Raw genomic sequence first — 17713 nt, 5'->3', positions numbered from 1 at the left:
CCCTAACATTGGGCATTTTTATCCAGTAAACCTTAAACCACTTATTGAACGCAATCCCCTCACTGGTACGATTCCACAAAACAAAAAAATACGTTTTAAATCCTATCTAACTTGACGTGGCCAAGCACTGCACACTCATTCCCCAATACTACAACATCCTCTTTTGGCTCGATTAATTCTACGTTTTCTACACCCTCTACAAATAGGTTTGCTATTATCCAAGATCTTGTAACATTCCATCCTAATCTTTTTGCTAATTCAAACTTCTTAATAAACTGCTTCTTGATTTCTTCCTCTGATATTACAGGACTCATGCTCATTCTGCTGTGAATATCTATTTCCGTAATATTGCAACCAATTACTGTTATCGTATCTGTTAAAACCCTTGTATCATCTCTAGTAACCTGCTTTTTTACAATTTCTAGTAGTTCTTCTGACACTATGCCAGTTGTGGATAATTGTGTTGATAAGATTGAAATTTGTACTTTCCCTGGTATAGGTGATTCCACTAGTGCATCTTTTACTCTACTATCTGCTGACAGTGCATGATATTTATAATATTCCTTACTTCCTCCTGTTGACCAACCTGCTATTTTTGCTTTTACCCTCTTTCTAAATCTTTCATCCTCTTCTTCTTTTTCTCTCTCTACTCCATAAAATTCAGCTAAGTTATCAAGATCTTCTCCCGTTGCAAATTTAAGTAAATTACCCTTTACAGCTTCGTTTATCCTTTGTCTGAGTAAAAGTTCACGCCAGGCTGCTACTTCCAGAACTTTCATTGCTGGATCCGATTCTACTAATCCTGAAAAGGTTTCATCTCTACGGACTAACTCTTCTTTCATTCTTGAAAATATTTCCTCGAAATTTGGCTTTTCTACAATATTTAGCTGCTGCATCTTTAAACTACAATTTCATCAAAATGAATGTTTTTCCCGCTTGGTAAGTATAATCCTTCTAGGTCAAGCGTTACTTTTCCTTCTTTCACCTCTGTCATTTTTACTTTTTCTAGCTTAAATCTTTCCTCCCACCTTTGTAGAGCTTCTGCTACTGCTGAATAGATTTCCAAAGTTAAATCTCTATTTATTGGCTTATCTACTAATTCAAATAATCTTGACCCATAATCCCTTCTCATTATCCTACTGTTAATAGGAGTGGTCAGTATATCAATTATTGATTGTTTCAGATGTTCTATTCCTTCTAATTCTTTTCCTGTTTTGGAGTCCATCCCTTCCATTTTTAGCCTGCAAACACGTTTTCACTGCCTTTTATTACTTTAAACCCACATGAAACTATATCTCCTACTCTTCCCGCTCCAAACCCATTTACAAACACTGCTTTCGACCCTTGTGTCATTACTTTTCCTTCACTAAAATTATCTCCTTGCCTACAGACAGGTCTTCCGTTTATAAATACATCTCTGCTTCCACTTATACAAAAATGCAGCAACGCTCCTTCACAGTGATCTCCTAGGCGTATAACTGATTTATTCATTCCTTTCCCTAATTTAGATTTACTCTTTTTGCTTTTAGTTTTATTTCGCTCTTTGTTATCTCTACACTTGATTCCCCAACATTCAGTGTTATCTTGTCTACTACTTCAATCTCTAAATGATGTTTCTCTTTATCATATGTAAATCTTGTCCCATCTTGAAATTTTACATTATTTACTTCCTTTTTATTCTCTGGAGGAGGGTATTTTTCCTGATATATTGCCGGTAACACCACCCCCAAAGACAATTCTCCCAATGGTGATAATACTATTACCTGTTCATCAATATTTGGTGGTGACCAACTTTCAGCTCTATTTGTTATCCATGGAAGAAAATCTGTTACAAGTTCACCTATTCTAACTTTTACTTTAGCTTTTTCATAATCTATTTTTTCGACAATGCCTATACGGACAATGTTGGCCAATTTCCTCCGCAATTCTGAAATTGCAAAATTACTTTCCAACATTCACATCGATTAAATGAGGTTTTATTTTACTCACTTCCCAAATCGATCGCCCTACATGCAATTCGTGCGCCCAGTCTACCATCCACACTAAATATGCATCGAGCTCTGGCCTAAAATCATCTCCTCCTCCTGATATAAATTCTCCTGGTGAAACATTTTTCACGTTCCAAGTATTTTTATTTACTACTCTGGCAACCTCAGCAGCTAATGATCTGACAATAATAGGGGCATTTTCTATTGTGCTATCGATCACTATTCGTGCCTCAAATTTTGCTCTCAGCGCTAGCTCCTCTGTTCCTGGATCTTTTCCTTGCTCTAGACTTGACAATTCTATAAATACCGCTGGAGCTGCTAACTCTTTCCTTATTGCTGGATAAACCTCACAAGTTTGAATTGCTGGTATCTCTGCCTTTAGCGTATTACAGATTGCCTCATGTAAATTAGTCCAAAATGCCGTCATAAAATAACTTATGTGTAAAATATTTTTCAAATATCCTTTTAACTTCATAATTAACAAGATTTTCTATTATCCTTGAAGCCTCAGGTTCAAGTGGTAGTTTAACCTCCTGTATCGGTAGTGCTGTTCTTCCTACACGTTTAAAAATACCGCTATTTCCTTTTGGCATAACTGCTGCAAATCCTCCTATAAACTCATGCTTTCCTACTTTCGATCCTCTTCTTGTTTTTTGTATCTTGCCAATTGTCGATGCTCTAATGTCATAGAGATTTGCTCTAATTAACACTTCTAATCTGCTAGTTTTTGCCTTAAAAATTCTTAATCTCTTTCTTATCAAACTTAATTTTATCTGCTTTTCCTCACTGATTTCCTTAGCTGCTTTTGATTTTAGCCATATTGCTGTTTTGTTTAATGCACTCACTGTCGCTTTTTCCACTTTTTTCCTTTCAGCATCTATACTTTGTATAATACTACCGGTGTTAATACGCATTTATACTCCTGACGCTCGAATTTTCCATACCATTCCTGAATTATCTTGCAGCGGTGGAGAATATACTTTATATTTACGGTCACCTATAACAAAAATATCTCCTACAATTGGCCTTAACACATCAAACGCACTTACTTCTAACGCTAAAGTTTCTCCTACAAATTGCCCTTCACCAATCTCGTATAATTTATCTGGCTCTTGCTTTAATACTTGTACCATGTACGCCTTATTTTTCGACTCATACAAAGCTAACTCTCCTAAATGGGCAAAACAATCTTTAAATAATCTCTTTATATTTTTCTGCATACCATTTTTTCTAAAAGTCTTTACATATTATTTTAAACATATTGCATATCTTATATTTTTATGGTATATTTTTAAGGTCATAAATAGAGTTTTCTATGTGGGGACCCTACCATGTTGTTACTATTTTCGCTAAAACGGCCGGACGATGGCACATTGGCAGAGGATTTGACTGCGTATGTAAATCAGTCCCTCTATCAAACCTCCTTGGTTCTTGCTTTGCATATAGTGGCTGTCCAAGAGTATTCACTGTCTCATTAAAATCTGCTGGTGCAAAATATGTTGTAAATGTGCTTGCTGTTCCTAGTGGAAAACAGTGCCCTGTATCTTTCTCAATAAATCTTCTTACGGTTCCTTCAGGGTCAGTTGCTTGCCCTCTATATTCCTCAAATGTAATTCCACAGAACGTAAATCCTGATCTCATATCATTTCGAAGCGCTGCTCCTTCTTGCCATCTCTCGTATGCTTCTTTCACTTTAGTATGTGAAGTTAGTGCATCAAAAAACTCAGGGCTTACCAAGGCATGAATTCCGGTCATATATTCACCACTTAGATTATCTTCTATGTGCCGCAATACTTCCAGACACTTACGTTTTACATCTGTTGTTGCTGTTCCCAGTGCAAAATTTACTACTTTTGGCGTGATTTCAAATTCGTTGTACAGATTTAATAATTCTGACCCATCAGCATCTAAAATTATTCCTTTCAGCGCTCCCATTCGCAAATGCTCTAATGTTATTGCATGTTTGTTCCTCATCAATTGCAAATGATCGGTTATTACATCTGCCAGCGCTTTAAGTTCACTCTCTGATCCAAATGCCCTTATTCCCTGTACTTCCTCTGGTAACACTACATCATCATGTGGAATATGTGGAATCGTAAATGTTCTTACCTTTCTTTTTCCTCTTTTTCCTACTGTTGCTGGTGCTCCGGGTAACTGCGTTGGTAGTAAACTTAATACTCCGTTTTGCTCTTCTATGGTAATATGTCTAAATCTTACTGACCTACTTGGAAACAAATTTAAATTTTCAACTCGTCCATAATTTACCGGCAATATATTCATCGCATTTGTTAGTGCCGTCATACTAAATGCTGTATTTGTAAATGGATTTTGCATTCTTTTTCCCCCTTATTAATTTAAGTTACACTCCCTTGCGGACAATGATCCCTCGTCCTTCAAGTTGCTTTATTGCTGCAGCTTTCTGCTCTTCAGTGATATTTGCTGGCCATACAACTGCATGATCTGCTAGCATTGCTATACGTGTAATGATTACTGCTTTGGCATTTTCTGTCGCATTTACATCACTTACTATTGCACCTATCGCTGTTTGTGTACCATCTGTGGCAGTTGGATTTATTATCTTAACCATGCTATCTTTATCGAGAGCCACTACTGTACCAAGCTTTAGGTTCTGCCCTTTTGCTACTGTTATTTGATCTCTTGAATACAGGCTTGATGCCTCATACTTTAATAAGTCACTCAGATTATTTTGTTCGGTTATAGTACTCATTTTGCTTTTCTCCTTTTGTTATATATTTTAAATGCCTACGACTTTTCGCTACCTGCATCATCAACTCTTCTCCTGAATTCTGTGGTATTGTACTTATTATCTCTGTCTTCTTTGTTCTTTCTGCAAGTAATTCCATTAAAACCTCCCTTGCTTGCTCAACACTTACACCCTGCTCAATAAATTCTCCTATCTTTTCTGGCATCTTTGATATATTACATAAACGTATTAATTCAAGAACTTCAGTACGATACTTAGTTAAATTATTAGTTTCTTCTTTTAGGTCAGTTATAGTTTGTTCGTTCATAGTAATACTCCTGTTTTTATTAATATATTTAAACTCTGAAAGAATTGTAATTCCATCTGCAAGACCTATTTCTACTGCTTTCTCGCCAAAATATAGCCCTGCTTCTGTTGATTTGATTGCCTCTACAGAAAGGTTTCTATTGCGTGCTATTAGCTCAACCAGCATTTCATATAAACGATTCACTTCGCTTTTTAGATTTTCTAAACTCTCAGAAGTTATTGGCTCATGTGGATTTAAATCATTTTTTCTACTTCCTGCAAACACTGTGGTATATTTTATTCCACATTTTTCATCAAATCCACTTTGATCTATATGACTTGCTATTACTCCTATACTCCCAACTCCTGAAGTGCGGGTGAGAAAAATCTTTTCAGCGCTAGAAGCTATAGCGTACGCAGCAGAATATGCATCATCATTTGCTATCGCTATTATCCTCTTTTTTCCTCTTGATTCATAAATAAAGTCAGCTAGGTCAAATATACCGTTTACCTCTCCTCCGGGGCTATCTATTTCCAGTATAATTGTCTCTATGCTACTATCTGCTAATGCTTGTGTAATTTGTTCTTCTATTTGCTCATATGATGTCATTCCGAGCATTTCATCAAATGCACCAGGTTTTTTAGTTAAAATGCCATGTATCGGTATTATTCCTCTTTCACTATTTCTTACTGCATGTTTTATATTTTTAAAGATAGGCTGCTTTCCTGTTTGTAGTGACAGTAACTCAAAACTCCTTGGTTCTACCATTACATCTGTTTAGCCATTGTTGTTTCATATCACCTCTTGATTGGCCGTAACGTCAGAATCAAAACTTAAGCCCAGTTCACTTGCACGTCTTTGATCTTCTGCTATTTCTTGGTCAATTTCTTCTACATCATAACCCATTTCTGATACTACTTCCGCTCGACTCTTGAATCCATTTCTTACTGCCATCTGTTGTGCTTGTTGATCTTTCAGTGGATCCACCCAATCAAATCCCTGTGGTATCCATTTTACTTCTTCTTTCGCTGCTTTTGCCACTTTTTCATCTATACGGAGTTCTCCACAAAGTACTGCTAACTCTAGCCATCTACTCCATACTGGTCTACAAAATTGGAATACCATAATGTTATGTTGCAGCATAGCGCATCGACGACGAAACTCTATCAGTCCTGCTCTGATTGATGAATAATTAACACCGGTTAAATCTCCTGTTAGTTGTTCGTATGTTATCCCTGTGCCTATTGCTATTGCCCTCAGTTGCTGTCTCATAAATGCTTCATAGCTTCCTCCTACATCAGATGGCTCTGAAAACTTTATATCCTCACCTGGATCAAGTAGTTGCATAGTACCAGGTTCTAGGCCAGATAGTGCTACTCCTTGCTCACTTGCTTCACCTTCTCCCATGATATTTGCTTCTGGATCGAGTCTTGTAATAAATCCAGCAAACATTGCTGCTGTCTTTTTTCTCACTAATTCTGCATCATCATACTGGTCAAGTTCGTAAAGTTTTAAAAGCACGTTAGAAAGCCAAGGTTCCCCTCTAATTTGTCCAGGTCTCAGTGGTTTATAGATATGTAAAACATCGTTTGCTGGGACTCTTACTGACTCTCCAAAGGTATTTTCACCAGGGTGTTCTTTAAATAAGTAATAAGCTTCTCTTTGCCCAAGCTTGTTAAACTCAATCCCGTTTCTTATTACATTACCATTTGCTAAAGTTTGATTTGTTTTATTGTCTAAATGTTCAGACTCAAGTACTTGCAGTTGTAATGGCACAGAAAATCTATCTTCCAGCTTTCTCGTTCTTAAACGTACAAAACATTCTCCACCCTCTATCATACTTCTGCATACTAGAGCTTGTAATCCATAAAAATCACTTATTCCACAGCTATCTGCTTCATCTGTCCATCTTAGCCATAATTCTTGCACTTTTTTCCTAAATTTTGCATCTCTTGCTTTTGATTGCGGCTTTATTCCTGTTCCAATAGAGTTACTTACTATTGTATCAATAATATTTGCTGCATATGGATTTTTTCTCACCATATCACGTGACCTACTACGTAAAGTTTCAAGGCTTTGAGACAGCAAATTGTTTATACTTCCTAACTCTGGTTGAAAGTGAAAAAATCTTCTTCCTGAACCTGCTCCATCCCAAGCAGAACTTTTGATTTTTGGTTTGTTAAATAATTGCTTGAAGGTTTTTAGCAGCATTTATAAAATTCCTTTACTCGTTGAAAAAACAATTTTCCTCTTTCCAGCAATCTTTAGCTCAACTTTAATTCGTTGTCTTAAGCTTAGTAAATCATTTATATCTACTTCAGCATATCTTACAATATGGTCACCATATGCAATTGATACTACTCTCTCTCCATTTTGCAGTTTCTTTATCGCTTCTTCGACTTGAATTAGATAATCTTCGTTATACATTTACTACTCGCTGATCCATTTGCTTTTCACTATTTTCTTTGATTTTTTACTTTCTGGTTTTTCACTTAAACTATTCCATTTACTCTCTGGCCATCTATCTATTCCCAGTGCTATCGATGCTGCTCTTGCATAAATCCTACAGTCTAATACTTCATTTCTTTCTCTTACCTTCTGCCACTCTTGTTTGGTGTATCCTTTTACCACTTTGCTGACTAATTGCTCTGCTGTTAGCTGCTTAAAATATTCAGGTGCATATTCGGGAAAATGACAATATCCTGCTGGAGCTTCTTCACCTTCTTTTAAAACATTAAGTAATTGAAAAAGCTCTGACTTTAATATCGATACTCCTACTGGCCATAGCTTTATTCCTCTCTTTAGCTTTTGACCACCAACTGTTATATCTACTCTACTTGGGCTGCTAAGTGGCACTAGTGCTTTATTTACACCTTTTACTGCCATTACTCTTCCAGAGCCTTGATGACTTCTCACCCAATTGTATACTTCTTGTGTCGCATATCCTGCATCTACTGCCATCATGCTTATCATATACTCAAGCCCATTTTCACCGATAAAATGATGATTGAGGAGCTCCGAAAGCTTTCCCCATACTTCTCCACTTCCTGTATCTCCTTCAAATACTCGGTAGTCTATTGACCAATTTTCTCTGCCTTTTCCCCAGGCTACAACTTCTGCTTCCAAGCGATCTTTTTGAACATCTACTCCTGCTGTGAGAACTACTTCGCCTTTTGGTACTGTGCCAATCTGAAAAAATTCTCTCCTGTTAAATAATTGCTTCCAGTCCGGTACTTCTCCTTTATCTACCCAGGTTTCTCCAAGCGTAGTATTTATCCAAACTTTCAGTAATTGTTCACTTTCTTTCGCATGGAGAAAATCCTCTACTGCTTGAGTCCAACTATACCAGCCAACTGGGCTATAAAGACTTGAAAGATGAAATCCTTTTTTCTCACCTTTTATTGGATTTGTAGCTCTCCATTCTCCACGCTCAAGAATTCCTGTCTTTTGATGATTTTCTATCTTTTTACCACATTCTATACATATATAGTGTGCTGTATTTGGATTTTTATCTTCCCATTTTATTTGTGACCATTTTAATATTTGGTAATAATTACAATGCGGACATGGTACAAAAAAATATCTCTTATCTGTTACTTCAAATTCTTTCTCAATTCTGCTTATTCCATGAATCGTTGGTGTTGACACTAAAAAAATCTTTCGCCTTGCAAAGGTATTAGTTCGAGCAATACTAAGCAGTACTGGATCTCCTTCTCCTCCTGAATCTCCTGGATAAGCATCAATCTCATCAAGAAAGAGATACTTTACTGGCATAGACCTGAGACCTACACTGCTGTTTGCTCCAGTAATCACAACTATTCCACCTGGAAATTCCTTACTTTGTACAGTATTCCCTGAATCTCTTGATCTTGGGTCTTTTACTTTACTCTTTAAACATGGCGTACTCTCTATTAACGGTGCAAATCTTCCTTTTGACCAACGCTTTCCCATTTCAACTGTTGGCTGTACTACTAGCATTGGTCCTGGTGTTTGATCGATAATATAGCCAATCCAATTGTTACCAGCTTCTGTTCCTCCAATCTGCGCTCCTTTCATGAATACTACTTTTTCAGCCTGTGAAGAAGGAGATAGTGAATCCATGATTTCTTTTAAATAAGGAGTTCTTTCTGTTCTCCATTTACCTGGCTCTGATGCTGCAGTTGGCGCTAAAACTCGATACTCATTCGCCCACTCTGATACTTTAAGCTCTGGATCTGGTTTTAAACCTTCAGAAAAAGATGTAGCGTATATCATATTGCTAGCTCTTCACCATCATTAGATGATACTTCAACATCACTTAAAATAGAACTGCACTCACTTGTTTTCTCACTTTCGAGTTCAATAAACATTTTCTTTTCAAGTGCTTCTTCTATATACTTCTGAATTAAATTACTCATTATTATTGCAGCTATGAGCGCAACTATTCCCACCATTACCGCAGCTATAATGTTAGGGTAAATTCCTACTATCGCTATTGCGCATATTGTTATAGTGACACAGATGATATTGGTATATTTCTTTATTTTTTTGTCTGCTATTTTCCTTTCTTCAAAATATTTATTGCTCAATAAATGAAATGTTGGAAAGTTCTTCTGTCTTCCAAATAACACTATTTCTTTCTCTTTACTCAGTAGTTCTATTAATTTTGCATTGTTCGTTATTATTGCATACTGAAAAACATCCGTGGCATCTGCTCCTCTCTTTAGCAACAACTTTACTACGTTAAAGTGACCATGCTTTGCAGCAACATAAATTCCCGTTTTTCCACTCTCATCTACAGCATCTATTTCAACTCCTTCACCAAGAATACCGTCTATTAGGTCTTCATATCCTTTTCTGGCAGCTAAATCTTGCTAAAATCTTTACTATATCTAATCTATTTGCTTCTTTTGCATAACAAAATGGTGTCTTGCCATTATCATCCTTAATTAAAGGATCTATATCCTCTCGGGTTAGTAATACTTCTACTGTTTTAAGTCTTTCAGCGTAATGTAGTGGTGTTTTATTTTCATAGTCTTGTAAATTAACTCCAGCATTAGGAACATTTATTAAGCATCTTACAATATCTAAACATAAGTCTCTTTCGTCGTAATTACTGCTACTTATAGCTACGTGCAAAGGAGATAATTTCATTGCATTTCTGCCGCTACCAGCTATATTGACATTCGCACCAAGATTTGAAAGTAATTTTACTACTTCTAGCTTCTTGTTGTTTACTGCATAATGCATTGCTGCATGATTTCTCACGTCAAGAACATCTTTATCCGCATTTCCTTCTCTAATTAAAATTTCTACTATTTCTTCATGTCCAGCTCCTGCCGCTAAGTGTAATGGTGTATGTAGTAAAGCATTCTGCTCATTAACATTAACTCCTTTGTTGAGTAAAAACCTTACAGCATTTGCTTCATTCAACATCGCAGCTAAATGAAGTAAGCTATCTTTCTCCAATCCATATTTGTGATTGATTAGTGCTTGTAATATCTCTTCTCTTGCACAAGAGAGCGCACTTTTACCATCATCATCAGTGATCAGTGGATTAATATTTTTCCTGTTCAGTAAGAGTGCAACCATACCAAACTCGTTAATTTCTACTGCATAATGCAGCGGTGTCTTTCCATTTAATCCTCTAACATTTACATCCACTCCTTGCTGATTAATGAGACACTTTATTAATTCTAAACTTAAGTTAGCAGACATTATTTAAAACTTAATATTAGATAATTCTTGTAATGAGTTTGTAATCTCTTCAGTGAGCGTCTTATGAATCTTTTCAGTGTCACTCAGTGATGCAAGCAGTGCTGAAACTCTATTTGGAATATTAAGCAAATTATTACGTACAACTCTTGCTACATTAAATGCATCGCGCTTTACTTCCTCTACTGCTACAAGTTCTCCTATCTCAGCCTTAGCTTTCGCCTCAAGTAGTTTACCTCGTTCCATTTCATTTTTTATTCGAGTTTTTAGCAACATCGTGGAAAGGTTACTTGTATTTTCGTTTTCTGGATTTTTCCTCCTCAGTGGCTGACTTGGATCTCTTATTGCCGCTACTGCTTCATTTGCTTGTTCTCTATTGATCAAACCATCCTCCAACTCAACTATTCCTTTTTTTTACTAAATAACAGACATATTGCTTTGAAAACCCTTTTTCCCTTGCCCATTCTGCTTGCGTAATTCTCACCTTTTTTTCTCCTTTTTTAGCACTGCTCAGCTATAATTTCGTAAGTAGTTAACATTTGAAATATATCTAACGCTAAAGAAGGCCCGAGGTCAGGACCACCAAACCCGCCAGTATGGCCGAAAGGACCCACTTTCTATAGTGTTTTTAATACACTAAAATCTTTACTAAAATTCATAACATAGAACATTAATGCTAAAGAATCTGCTTCATTATCATCTGTTGGACAAAAACCCTTTTCCTGCACTGCTTCAATTACATCAGCTTTACTTGCATTTCCCTTGCCAGTTATAAAACGTTTAATAGTCTTAACTGAAACACCTTGATAGGGAATATTACTTTCCTCGCACCAAGCAGAAAGGTGTGCTAAAAACCCTCCATAGATATGTGCAGCATCAGTTCCCAAGTGTCTTCTCACTTCTTCAAAGTATACAACTTCAATACCTGGAAATTTATACTTAAGTGCATTAAGCCAATTACGAAAATTTAAAAACTGCACTCCACCACCACTAAATCTGCTAACATGAAAACTCTTACTTCCACTTTGCACTATTCCATCATGTAAAATAGTCCAACCAGTTTGTTTGCCAAGATCTAGGGTGAGCATTTCCTTTCAATTGCTGAGTACATATATATACAAGATTTGGAAAATTTTCGTCCAAAAAATCTTCAATTTTTGAAAAATTTTTTATAATTAACTCTTTCTTGAAGATGTTTATTTAAAAACCTTACTTATCCTAAACATGATTTTTCTACTTTTAGAGTTTTTTTTATTATTCTAATCTTATATTTTATATGTTTTTATATATGTGTATATTTTTATATATGTATTATATATATATTATATATAAGGGTTTCAGGAAGCTAGAATCCTCCATATTGGCGGACTTTAGATATGCCGTTCCTAGGAACGGTTTTAGGAACGCATGGTGAAAACCCTCCATACAGGCTAATTCTAGATTCCTGATTCCTAATTCCTGATTTAGGAAGCCAGTAATTAGGAACGGAACTCAAGGCCATAGAGAGTATATTTTTTAACTATTTTCCTCTTAAAAATTTAAGCTATTCTTTTAACAGTGAAGTCCATGTTTTTTGATCCTTACTCTTTTCTGTTCAGGTGATCTTTTTAAAAAGATGCTGACAATTGTGATGAGCAAAAAATTGTTAGAACATGTTCATAATCTTTTGAGGAGCAAAGAAGTGAAAGCAAGAACAACCATTTGTAAGCTAGTGTTGAGTTTACGCTCGCAATTTTTCCACAACCGTCTGCATTTTTTTCCAACCAAGCAAAACAACCCATCTTTTTGGCAATATAGCAAAGGTATGTAATTCGCTCCGTTTTATTACCTCAACAGTTGCACCAATAGTTGTTTTTATTTGTGTTGCAAAATTTTCTCCTTATATGTTGAAATTAAGTCTTTATAAGTATTACAAAGTAGTAATATGAAAGATATATAGAGAAGAGGAACCGTTTTTCTCCTTGGTCATAAGGACCGTTTTTCAGCTAGGTTCTCTTCTCTGTTTATTATACTGAAAGTTCCGAACAACTGACTGAGCTTTTAGGCTCGTATATAAGGGTGGAAAATGCAGTATTATAATTATTCTTATGGAGAGATTATGAACTCATCAAGTATCATTGCTGGCGTTGATGTTAGCAAAAATAAATTAGATATCCACGCTCATCCACTTGAGCATCATAAAGTATTTGAAAATAACGTTCAAGCTATTGATCAAATATTCGACTTTCTACGTTTGCATAATGTAACCAAAGTTGGATTTGAAGCAACCGGCGGGTACGAAAAATTATGTGCTTATACCTTACTAAACTATGGTTTCGAAGTATATGTCATTCAACCTAGGTGGATTAGAGATTATGCAAAAGGCCTTGGCATTACTACTAAAACTGATAAAATAGACTCCAGCATTATTTCACGTTATATTAATAATGCAGACATGCGTGTTACTCCTTTAAAAGTTAGTAACATTGATTGTTTGAAGCAAAAATTATCTCGCAGAAATCAACTAGTGGAAATGGCAAAGATACAAAAAACTCAAGCTCATCAGATAACTGATGTATCCATCATTAAACAAATAGAAGATTTGCTTGTAATTTTACAAAATCAAATTCAAATCTTGGAAGATGAAATGATGGCATTAGTTGATCAAAGTCAAGAGCTTAAAGAAAAATACATATCAATAACTAGTATACCAGGTGCCGGTAAAACCTTGGCTATTACCATGATCTGTTACATGCCAGAATTAGGAACTCTTAAACATAAAGAAATATCTAGCCTTTCTGGAGTTGCGCCATTTAATCGAGACAGCGGTTTTAGTAAAGGAAAAAGGTGTATTCAAGGAGGTAGATCGCAAGTTAGAACAGTTTTGTATATGTGTATTCTGAGTGCACAAAGGTACAATTCTTATATAAAAATCTTCTTTGATAGGCTATATGATCAATACAAAAAACCATATAAAGTTGTTTCTACTGCTGCCATGAGAAAATTACTTATTCTTGCTAACTCTTTAGTAAGAGATGGTAGAGTGTTCACTGAGGAATATATCCTAATTCTGTTTTTATCTAGTACTAGCGTAGCTGTGAATAAATACGTCCACACAAACTTTAAGTATTTATTCACAGCTACATCAATTTTTCTATTGACTTTTAACACAACTGCTGTATAGCCAGCATCAGCGAGTATATTTTTGACTTCAGAGAGTTTTGCTTTAGCATTTTTAACCATTTTTACAGCACTAGCTGCTTCTGCCGTTGTTATATGAATTGCGTGTGGAAGACCTTGTGTATCAACTGCAATATGACTTTATACCTGAAATTTTTTTACCTGCATCATAGCCCTTTCTTTCAGCAGTATCTGCGTTTTTAACACTTTGAGCATCAATTATACAGAAACTGGTTTTCTCTTTCCTACCATTGTTGATACGGACCTTTCTAACTAATTTTTTTTAAAACACTCTCCAAAATACTTTCTTTATCTTCGCTTGGTTTTTCGCTTCATTTTTTAAAGTAGTCGTAATAACTTCTCCATTTTGGAAACTCTTGTGCTCCACTGGCAACAGCTTTTTAGACACTCCACAAAATACATCATAAGTTTTCTTGGTTTTGTCTTCTTTCTGCAAGACTCTAGGTTTGATAAAATTACCGCAAACTTTTCTCGACTTATGCCGCTTGGTTCTCATATTCTACTTTATATACCTTATCCTCTTAGTCTATTCCTTTTTTGAGATCATGTACAGGCTCTCAGAAGATTGTGAACAGATTCTAAAGCTACTTAAAAATGAAAATTTATTAATTAAATATTATAGTTAACAATAATACTAATTTGACATATCACTTGGAATAGTGCTAAACTGTATATATTAAGCGATTAGGGGGTTTATATGTTAGGTGATATTATAAAACAAGTTAGAGACTCAGATGTGAAAGCATTATCTGAGATATTTAGTAGAAAAAAAATTTATAGATTAGTTGATGGTAGCGAAAAAAATTATAAAGCTTACCTAGCAGATATAGTTTCAGAGAATTGTGATTATCCCATCAAAGAAGTAATTTTGCCAAAAGAAATAATACCTAATTTGATTACCTTGGAAGCCTTCGCTGTTGCTCATAGGAAAGACCCTTCAATTTCACCAATTTTATTAAAATACTTTACTCATAAAAATTTACTAAAAGAAGCAAAAAAGGATTTGAATAAGATAAATCAAAAATTGCAAGATTCAATGAATGAGGAGATAAAAAAAGCTGCAGGAAGAGCAGAAGATGGCGCGCAAAGAGATAGCTGAGTTATCTGGTAAAGAAGTGAATGTAAAACAGAGTGAAGAGCTTGCTAAAAAGAGTACAAAAATTACCGAAACTGCATCTAGAATTGAGAAAATTGAGTTATGTAAAGAGGACATAAAAAATCTTCTTAGTGGTAAAAAAGCGACACCCAGAACTTATCCACAGAAATATTATTCCATATTAAATGGTGAACTTACAAAAGTGATAGAGGAAAAACTCAAAGCTTATGTAAAGGATGATGAAGCTGATGTTAAAAAAACATATCAAAGCCTTAATAATAAAGCAGAAAAGATCAAGATGTTAAGAGGTGCAAAACTATTAGCAGCAGGAGCTTCTATGGTGTTTTTTGCGTCTGCTCCTTTTGTCGGATTTTTGATTGGTACAATTGCAGGTGGTAGGTATCATGAAGAATCTTTGGCTAAGACATACTACTTATATACAATAGCGATTATGCTCTCAGTTGCTGCTATATCACTTACAATAGCAGGTGTGGTTCACTTAGCAAATAGGCATTATGAACAAAGTTTTGTGAAGGAGATGGAAAATTTCGTAGGAGAAATACAACATGTAGATAAGTTAAGTAATACTGAAGATAAAAAGAAACTAGAACAAAAAGAGGAGGACCTTTCTGAAAAAGAGAAACAATTTGCACCTTTAGGTAATCTATATCCAGATCTTTCGCAAGAGTTTCCAGAGAACTATAAAATACTCTTCAGAGAGCCAAGCAGCGATATTAGTTCTGCTCTACCTATATCTAATATAATGCAGAAAAAGATGTAGTTATAATTAAGAGAATAGACAGAAAGTTTCACTACTTAGATATCACTAACGAAGGAGGCTTATAGTTACATAGATATGTTAAAACAATAGAAGCAATATACTAACCCAAAAACTGTTGTAAAATCGAGAAAACTTCCATTTATTAAAGATGCTATGGTGGAACTATATTAGCAGTTTAAAGAATAGACCTGCTGCAAAAGGAAAGTTGCTGTTTCTACGGTAGTCTATTTTCAAAAAAATCTGATTTTAAAGTATATTACAGGAGCGAAACCTGGTCATTTTTTAACCCTTGAAAAATGCTCCATTTTTGTTTTGCAGCAGGTCTAATCTCTTTACAGCTTCATGTAAAACATTTAAAAACTCTCAGCAATTCAACTCTTTATAAAATTCATATGTAACTAATACTTTTGGGTTAACCCCACTCTACTACACTTTGGAACTTAAAACCTTGAACTGTATTATTTTAAATTGTATCAGTATTATTCTCAAAAAAAAATAACAGAATATCAATAGATTAAAAATCGCATCAGTATTATTTATTTTTGCTCCTGTCCTACATAACAGCATTAATAACTCTCATCCTTAAAAGCATCAATTTGTTTTTAAGGAAAGTTATGAAATTACAAAACTACCATATAGTTATTAAAAATGTAAAATATCAAGCTTATAGACTGAAACTTGCTAAGTGCTTTATTAATGAAGCTCACGAAGATCTTGAGCAAGAACTCTTCTGTGAAATTTGGCCATATCTTGATCAGTATGATGAAGACAAAAGTAGCTTTAATACCTTTGTAGCAAGATTAACTGAAAATAAAGCTATTAACTTGCTAAAGAAACAGCGATGTGCGAAACGTGATATCAACAATTACATTAGTATTGATGTAACAGAGCTATTTGAGGGTGAAATAACAAAACGCATTGATGTAGACTATATGATCTCGGTTTTACCAAAGGAATGGCAAAATATATGTGAGCAACTTAAGTTTTTCAACTTACATGAAGTTGCCAAAATGAACAACGTTTCAAGAACCACTTTAAACAATATTATCAAGAAGATACGTGCCAAACTTTTTCCTATTTACTACGCAGGCAAAAAGAAAAATTGAACAAAATTTTTGCCTTTCTTGTATATATACACATCGTAGCATGGATAAATAATGGTTCTTAAAATTTTGAATAATAATGAAAGATTGCAAACAATATCAACTGTAAAAATGGTCATCTTTGGTCCTTATGGTATTGGTAAAACAAGTCTCCTAAAGACCGTAGATGAACCAACACTTTGCCTTGATTTTGAAGCAGGGCTTCTTGCTGTTCAAGATTGGCAAGGAGATTCAATTAGTCTTCGCACTTGGAATGAAGCTAGAGATACTGCTTGTCTTATAGGGGGGCCTAATCCTGCGCTGAAGTCTGATCAAGCATATAGCCAAAGACACCATGAACATGTATCTGGTAAGTACAAAGATCTTTTCTCTGAGTTTTCTAAATACCGATGCATCTTTGTAGATAGTATAACCGTTGCTTCACGTTTATGTCTATTATGGGCAAAAATGCAACCTGAGGCTTTTTCTGAGAGATCGGGAAAACAGGACATGAGAGCTGCATATGGATTACTTGCTCAGGAAATGATGGCTTGGCTCAATCAATTTCAACACATCAGAGACAAAGACATCATCATAGTTGGCACTTTAGGTCAATATCTCGATGATTTCAATCGTCCAATTTGGCTACCTCAATGCGAAGGGGCTAAAACTGCTAGTGAAATTCCTGGGATAGTTGACGAAGTAATCAGTATGATTGGAATCAAGAAAAATGATGGAACGGAGAAGCGCTCTTTTGTTTGCCACACTTTAAACCCTTGGGGATACCCAGCTAAGGACCGTAGTGGACGCCTGAGTATGGTTGAAGAACCACACTTAGGTAAGCTGCTTACAAAGATTAAAAGCAAGTTTTAAAATTTAAA

20 protein-coding genes and 3 pseudogenes are annotated in these 17713 nt (G+C 35.2%); 5 read left to right on the top strand and 18 right to left on the bottom strand.

Annotated elements, in window-relative coordinates:
* Nucleotides 1-95 precede the first annotated feature (95 nt).
* The 17 genes and pseudogenes from OPR39_RS04380 to OPR39_RS04300 form a co-directional block, all read right to left on the bottom strand.
* A complete protein-coding gene (locus OPR39_RS04380; protein ID WP_265039208.1) occupies nt 96-896 on the bottom strand; it encodes a baseplate assembly protein in 801 nt (266 codons plus the stop codon).
* A gap of 2 nt (nt 897-898) precedes the next feature.
* Nucleotides 899-1234 carry a GPW/gp25 family protein gene (locus OPR39_RS04375; protein WP_265039206.1) on the bottom strand — a complete coding sequence of 112 codons (336 nt, stop codon included), beginning with the start codon at nt 1232-1234 and terminating at the stop codon, nt 899-901.
* Nucleotides 1235-1236: 2 nt separating this feature from the next.
* The gene (locus OPR39_RS04370; protein WP_265039204.1) at nt 1237-1491 is read right to left on the bottom strand and encodes a PAAR domain-containing protein; all 255 of its coding nucleotides are present in this window, start codon (nt 1489-1491) and stop codon (nt 1237-1239) included.
* Between the two features lie 8 nt (nt 1492-1499).
* Nucleotides 1500-1955 carry a phage baseplate assembly protein V gene (locus tag OPR39_RS04365; protein WP_265039203.1) on the bottom strand — a complete coding sequence of 152 codons (456 nt, stop codon included), beginning with the start codon at nt 1953-1955 and terminating at the stop codon, nt 1500-1502.
* A complete protein-coding gene (locus OPR39_RS04360) occupies nt 1942-2415 on the bottom strand; it encodes a hypothetical protein (protein ID WP_065094331.1) in 474 nt (157 codons plus the stop codon). The genes OPR39_RS04365 and OPR39_RS04360 overlap by 14 nt, the downstream gene beginning before the upstream one ends.
* A complete protein-coding gene (locus OPR39_RS04355; protein WP_265039202.1) occupies nt 2396-2902 on the bottom strand; it encodes a phage tail protein in 507 nt (168 codons plus the stop codon). The genes OPR39_RS04360 and OPR39_RS04355 overlap by 20 nt, the downstream gene beginning before the upstream one ends.
* Nucleotides 2903-3208, bottom strand: coding sequence for a head-tail joining protein (locus OPR39_RS04350; RefSeq protein ID WP_265039201.1), 306 nt, complete (start codon nt 3206-3208; stop codon nt 2903-2905). It abuts the gene before it with no gap.
* Between the two features lie 106 nt (nt 3209-3314).
* Nucleotides 3315-4322, bottom strand: a complete 1008-nt coding sequence (locus tag OPR39_RS04345; RefSeq protein ID WP_265039200.1) for a major capsid protein — start codon at nt 4320-4322, stop codon at nt 3315-3317.
* A gap of 25 nt (nt 4323-4347) precedes the next feature.
* Nucleotides 4348-4716 (bottom strand): head decoration protein, encoded by a 369-nt coding sequence (locus tag OPR39_RS04340; RefSeq protein ID WP_262986414.1) that lies wholly within the window; start codon nt 4714-4716, stop codon nt 4348-4350.
* Nucleotides 4691-5767, bottom strand: coding sequence for a S49 family peptidase (locus tag OPR39_RS04335; RefSeq protein WP_406833340.1), 1077 nt, complete (start codon nt 5765-5767; stop codon nt 4691-4693). The genes OPR39_RS04340 and OPR39_RS04335 overlap by 26 nt, the downstream gene beginning before the upstream one ends.
* A 24-nt stretch (nt 5768-5791) precedes the next feature.
* Nucleotides 5792-7210, bottom strand: a complete 1419-nt coding sequence (locus OPR39_RS04330) for a phage portal protein (RefSeq protein WP_265039198.1) — start codon at nt 7208-7210, stop codon at nt 5792-5794.
* Nucleotides 7211-7426 carry a gpW family protein gene (locus OPR39_RS04325; protein WP_265039197.1) on the bottom strand — a complete coding sequence of 72 codons (216 nt, stop codon included), beginning with the start codon at nt 7424-7426 and terminating at the stop codon, nt 7211-7213. It lies immediately after the preceding gene.
* A 3-nt stretch (nt 7427-7429) separates the two neighbouring features.
* Entirely contained in the window at nt 7430-9253 is a 1824-nt protein-coding gene (locus OPR39_RS04320) for a phage terminase large subunit family protein (protein WP_265039195.1), read from the bottom strand.
* Nucleotides 9250-10696, bottom strand: a pseudogene (locus OPR39_RS04315) (ankyrin repeat domain-containing protein). The gene OPR39_RS04320 and the pseudogene OPR39_RS04315 overlap by 4 nt, the downstream one beginning before the upstream one ends.
* Before the next feature lie 3 nt (nt 10697-10699).
* Nucleotides 10700-11177, bottom strand: a pseudogene (locus OPR39_RS04310) (hypothetical protein).
* 133 nt (nt 11178-11310) lie between these two features.
* On the bottom strand, nt 11311-11781 hold the full coding sequence (locus OPR39_RS04305) for a RuvC family protein (protein WP_265039193.1): 471 nt from the start codon (nt 11779-11781) through the stop codon (nt 11311-11313).
* Nucleotides 11782-12349: 568 nt separating this feature from the next.
* Nucleotides 12350-12572 (bottom strand): annotated as a pseudogene (locus OPR39_RS04300) (IS5/IS1182 family transposase); the annotation flags it as partial.
* A gap of 219 nt (nt 12573-12791) precedes the next feature.
* Between OPR39_RS04300 and OPR39_RS04295 the strand changes: the two are divergent.
* On the top strand, nt 12792-13856 hold the full coding sequence (locus OPR39_RS04295; protein ID WP_458694311.1) for an IS110 family RNA-guided transposase: 1065 nt from the start codon (nt 12792-12794) through the stop codon (nt 13854-13856).
* A gap of 279 nt (nt 13857-14135) precedes the next feature.
* On the opposite strand, the gene OPR39_RS07265 is transcribed toward OPR39_RS04295, so the two are convergent.
* Nucleotides 14136-14369: a hypothetical protein gene (locus tag OPR39_RS07265; protein ID WP_406833339.1), complete on the bottom strand. Its 234-nt coding sequence runs from the start codon at nt 14367-14369 to the stop codon at nt 14136-14138.
* 201 nt (nt 14370-14570) lie between these two features.
* On the opposite strand from OPR39_RS07265, the gene OPR39_RS04285 reads away from it, so the two are divergent.
* The 4 genes from OPR39_RS04285 (at nt 14571) to OPR39_RS04270 (ending at nt 17705) form a co-directional block, all read left to right on the top strand.
* A complete protein-coding gene (locus OPR39_RS04285; protein WP_265039189.1) occupies nt 14571-14972 on the top strand; it encodes a hypothetical protein in 402 nt (133 codons plus the stop codon).
* Nucleotides 14950-15750 carry a hypothetical protein gene (locus tag OPR39_RS04280; RefSeq protein ID WP_265039187.1) on the top strand — a complete coding sequence of 267 codons (801 nt, stop codon included), beginning with the start codon at nt 14950-14952 and terminating at the stop codon, nt 15748-15750. Before OPR39_RS04285 ends, OPR39_RS04280 begins: the two co-directional genes overlap by 23 nt.
* 614 nt (nt 15751-16364) lie before the next feature.
* Nucleotides 16365-16856 carry an RNA polymerase sigma factor gene (locus OPR39_RS04275; RefSeq protein ID WP_182365598.1) on the top strand — a complete coding sequence of 164 codons (492 nt, stop codon included), beginning with the start codon at nt 16365-16367 and terminating at the stop codon, nt 16854-16856.
* Nucleotides 16857-16907: 51 nt separating this feature from the next.
* The gene (locus OPR39_RS04270; RefSeq protein ID WP_265039185.1) at nt 16908-17705 is read left to right on the top strand and encodes an ATP-binding protein; all 798 of its coding nucleotides are present in this window, start codon (nt 16908-16910) and stop codon (nt 17703-17705) included.
* The last annotated feature ends 8 nt before the right edge of the window (nt 17706-17713 follow it).

It is taken from the genome of Wolbachia endosymbiont (group A) of Yponomeuta plumbellus (assembly GCF_947251575.1).
Taxonomy (GTDB): domain Bacteria; phylum Pseudomonadota; class Alphaproteobacteria; order Rickettsiales; family Anaplasmataceae; genus Wolbachia; species Wolbachia pipientis.
Note: the sequence above shows the minus strand (reverse complement) of the source record. Positions and strands in the feature narration are given on the sequence as shown.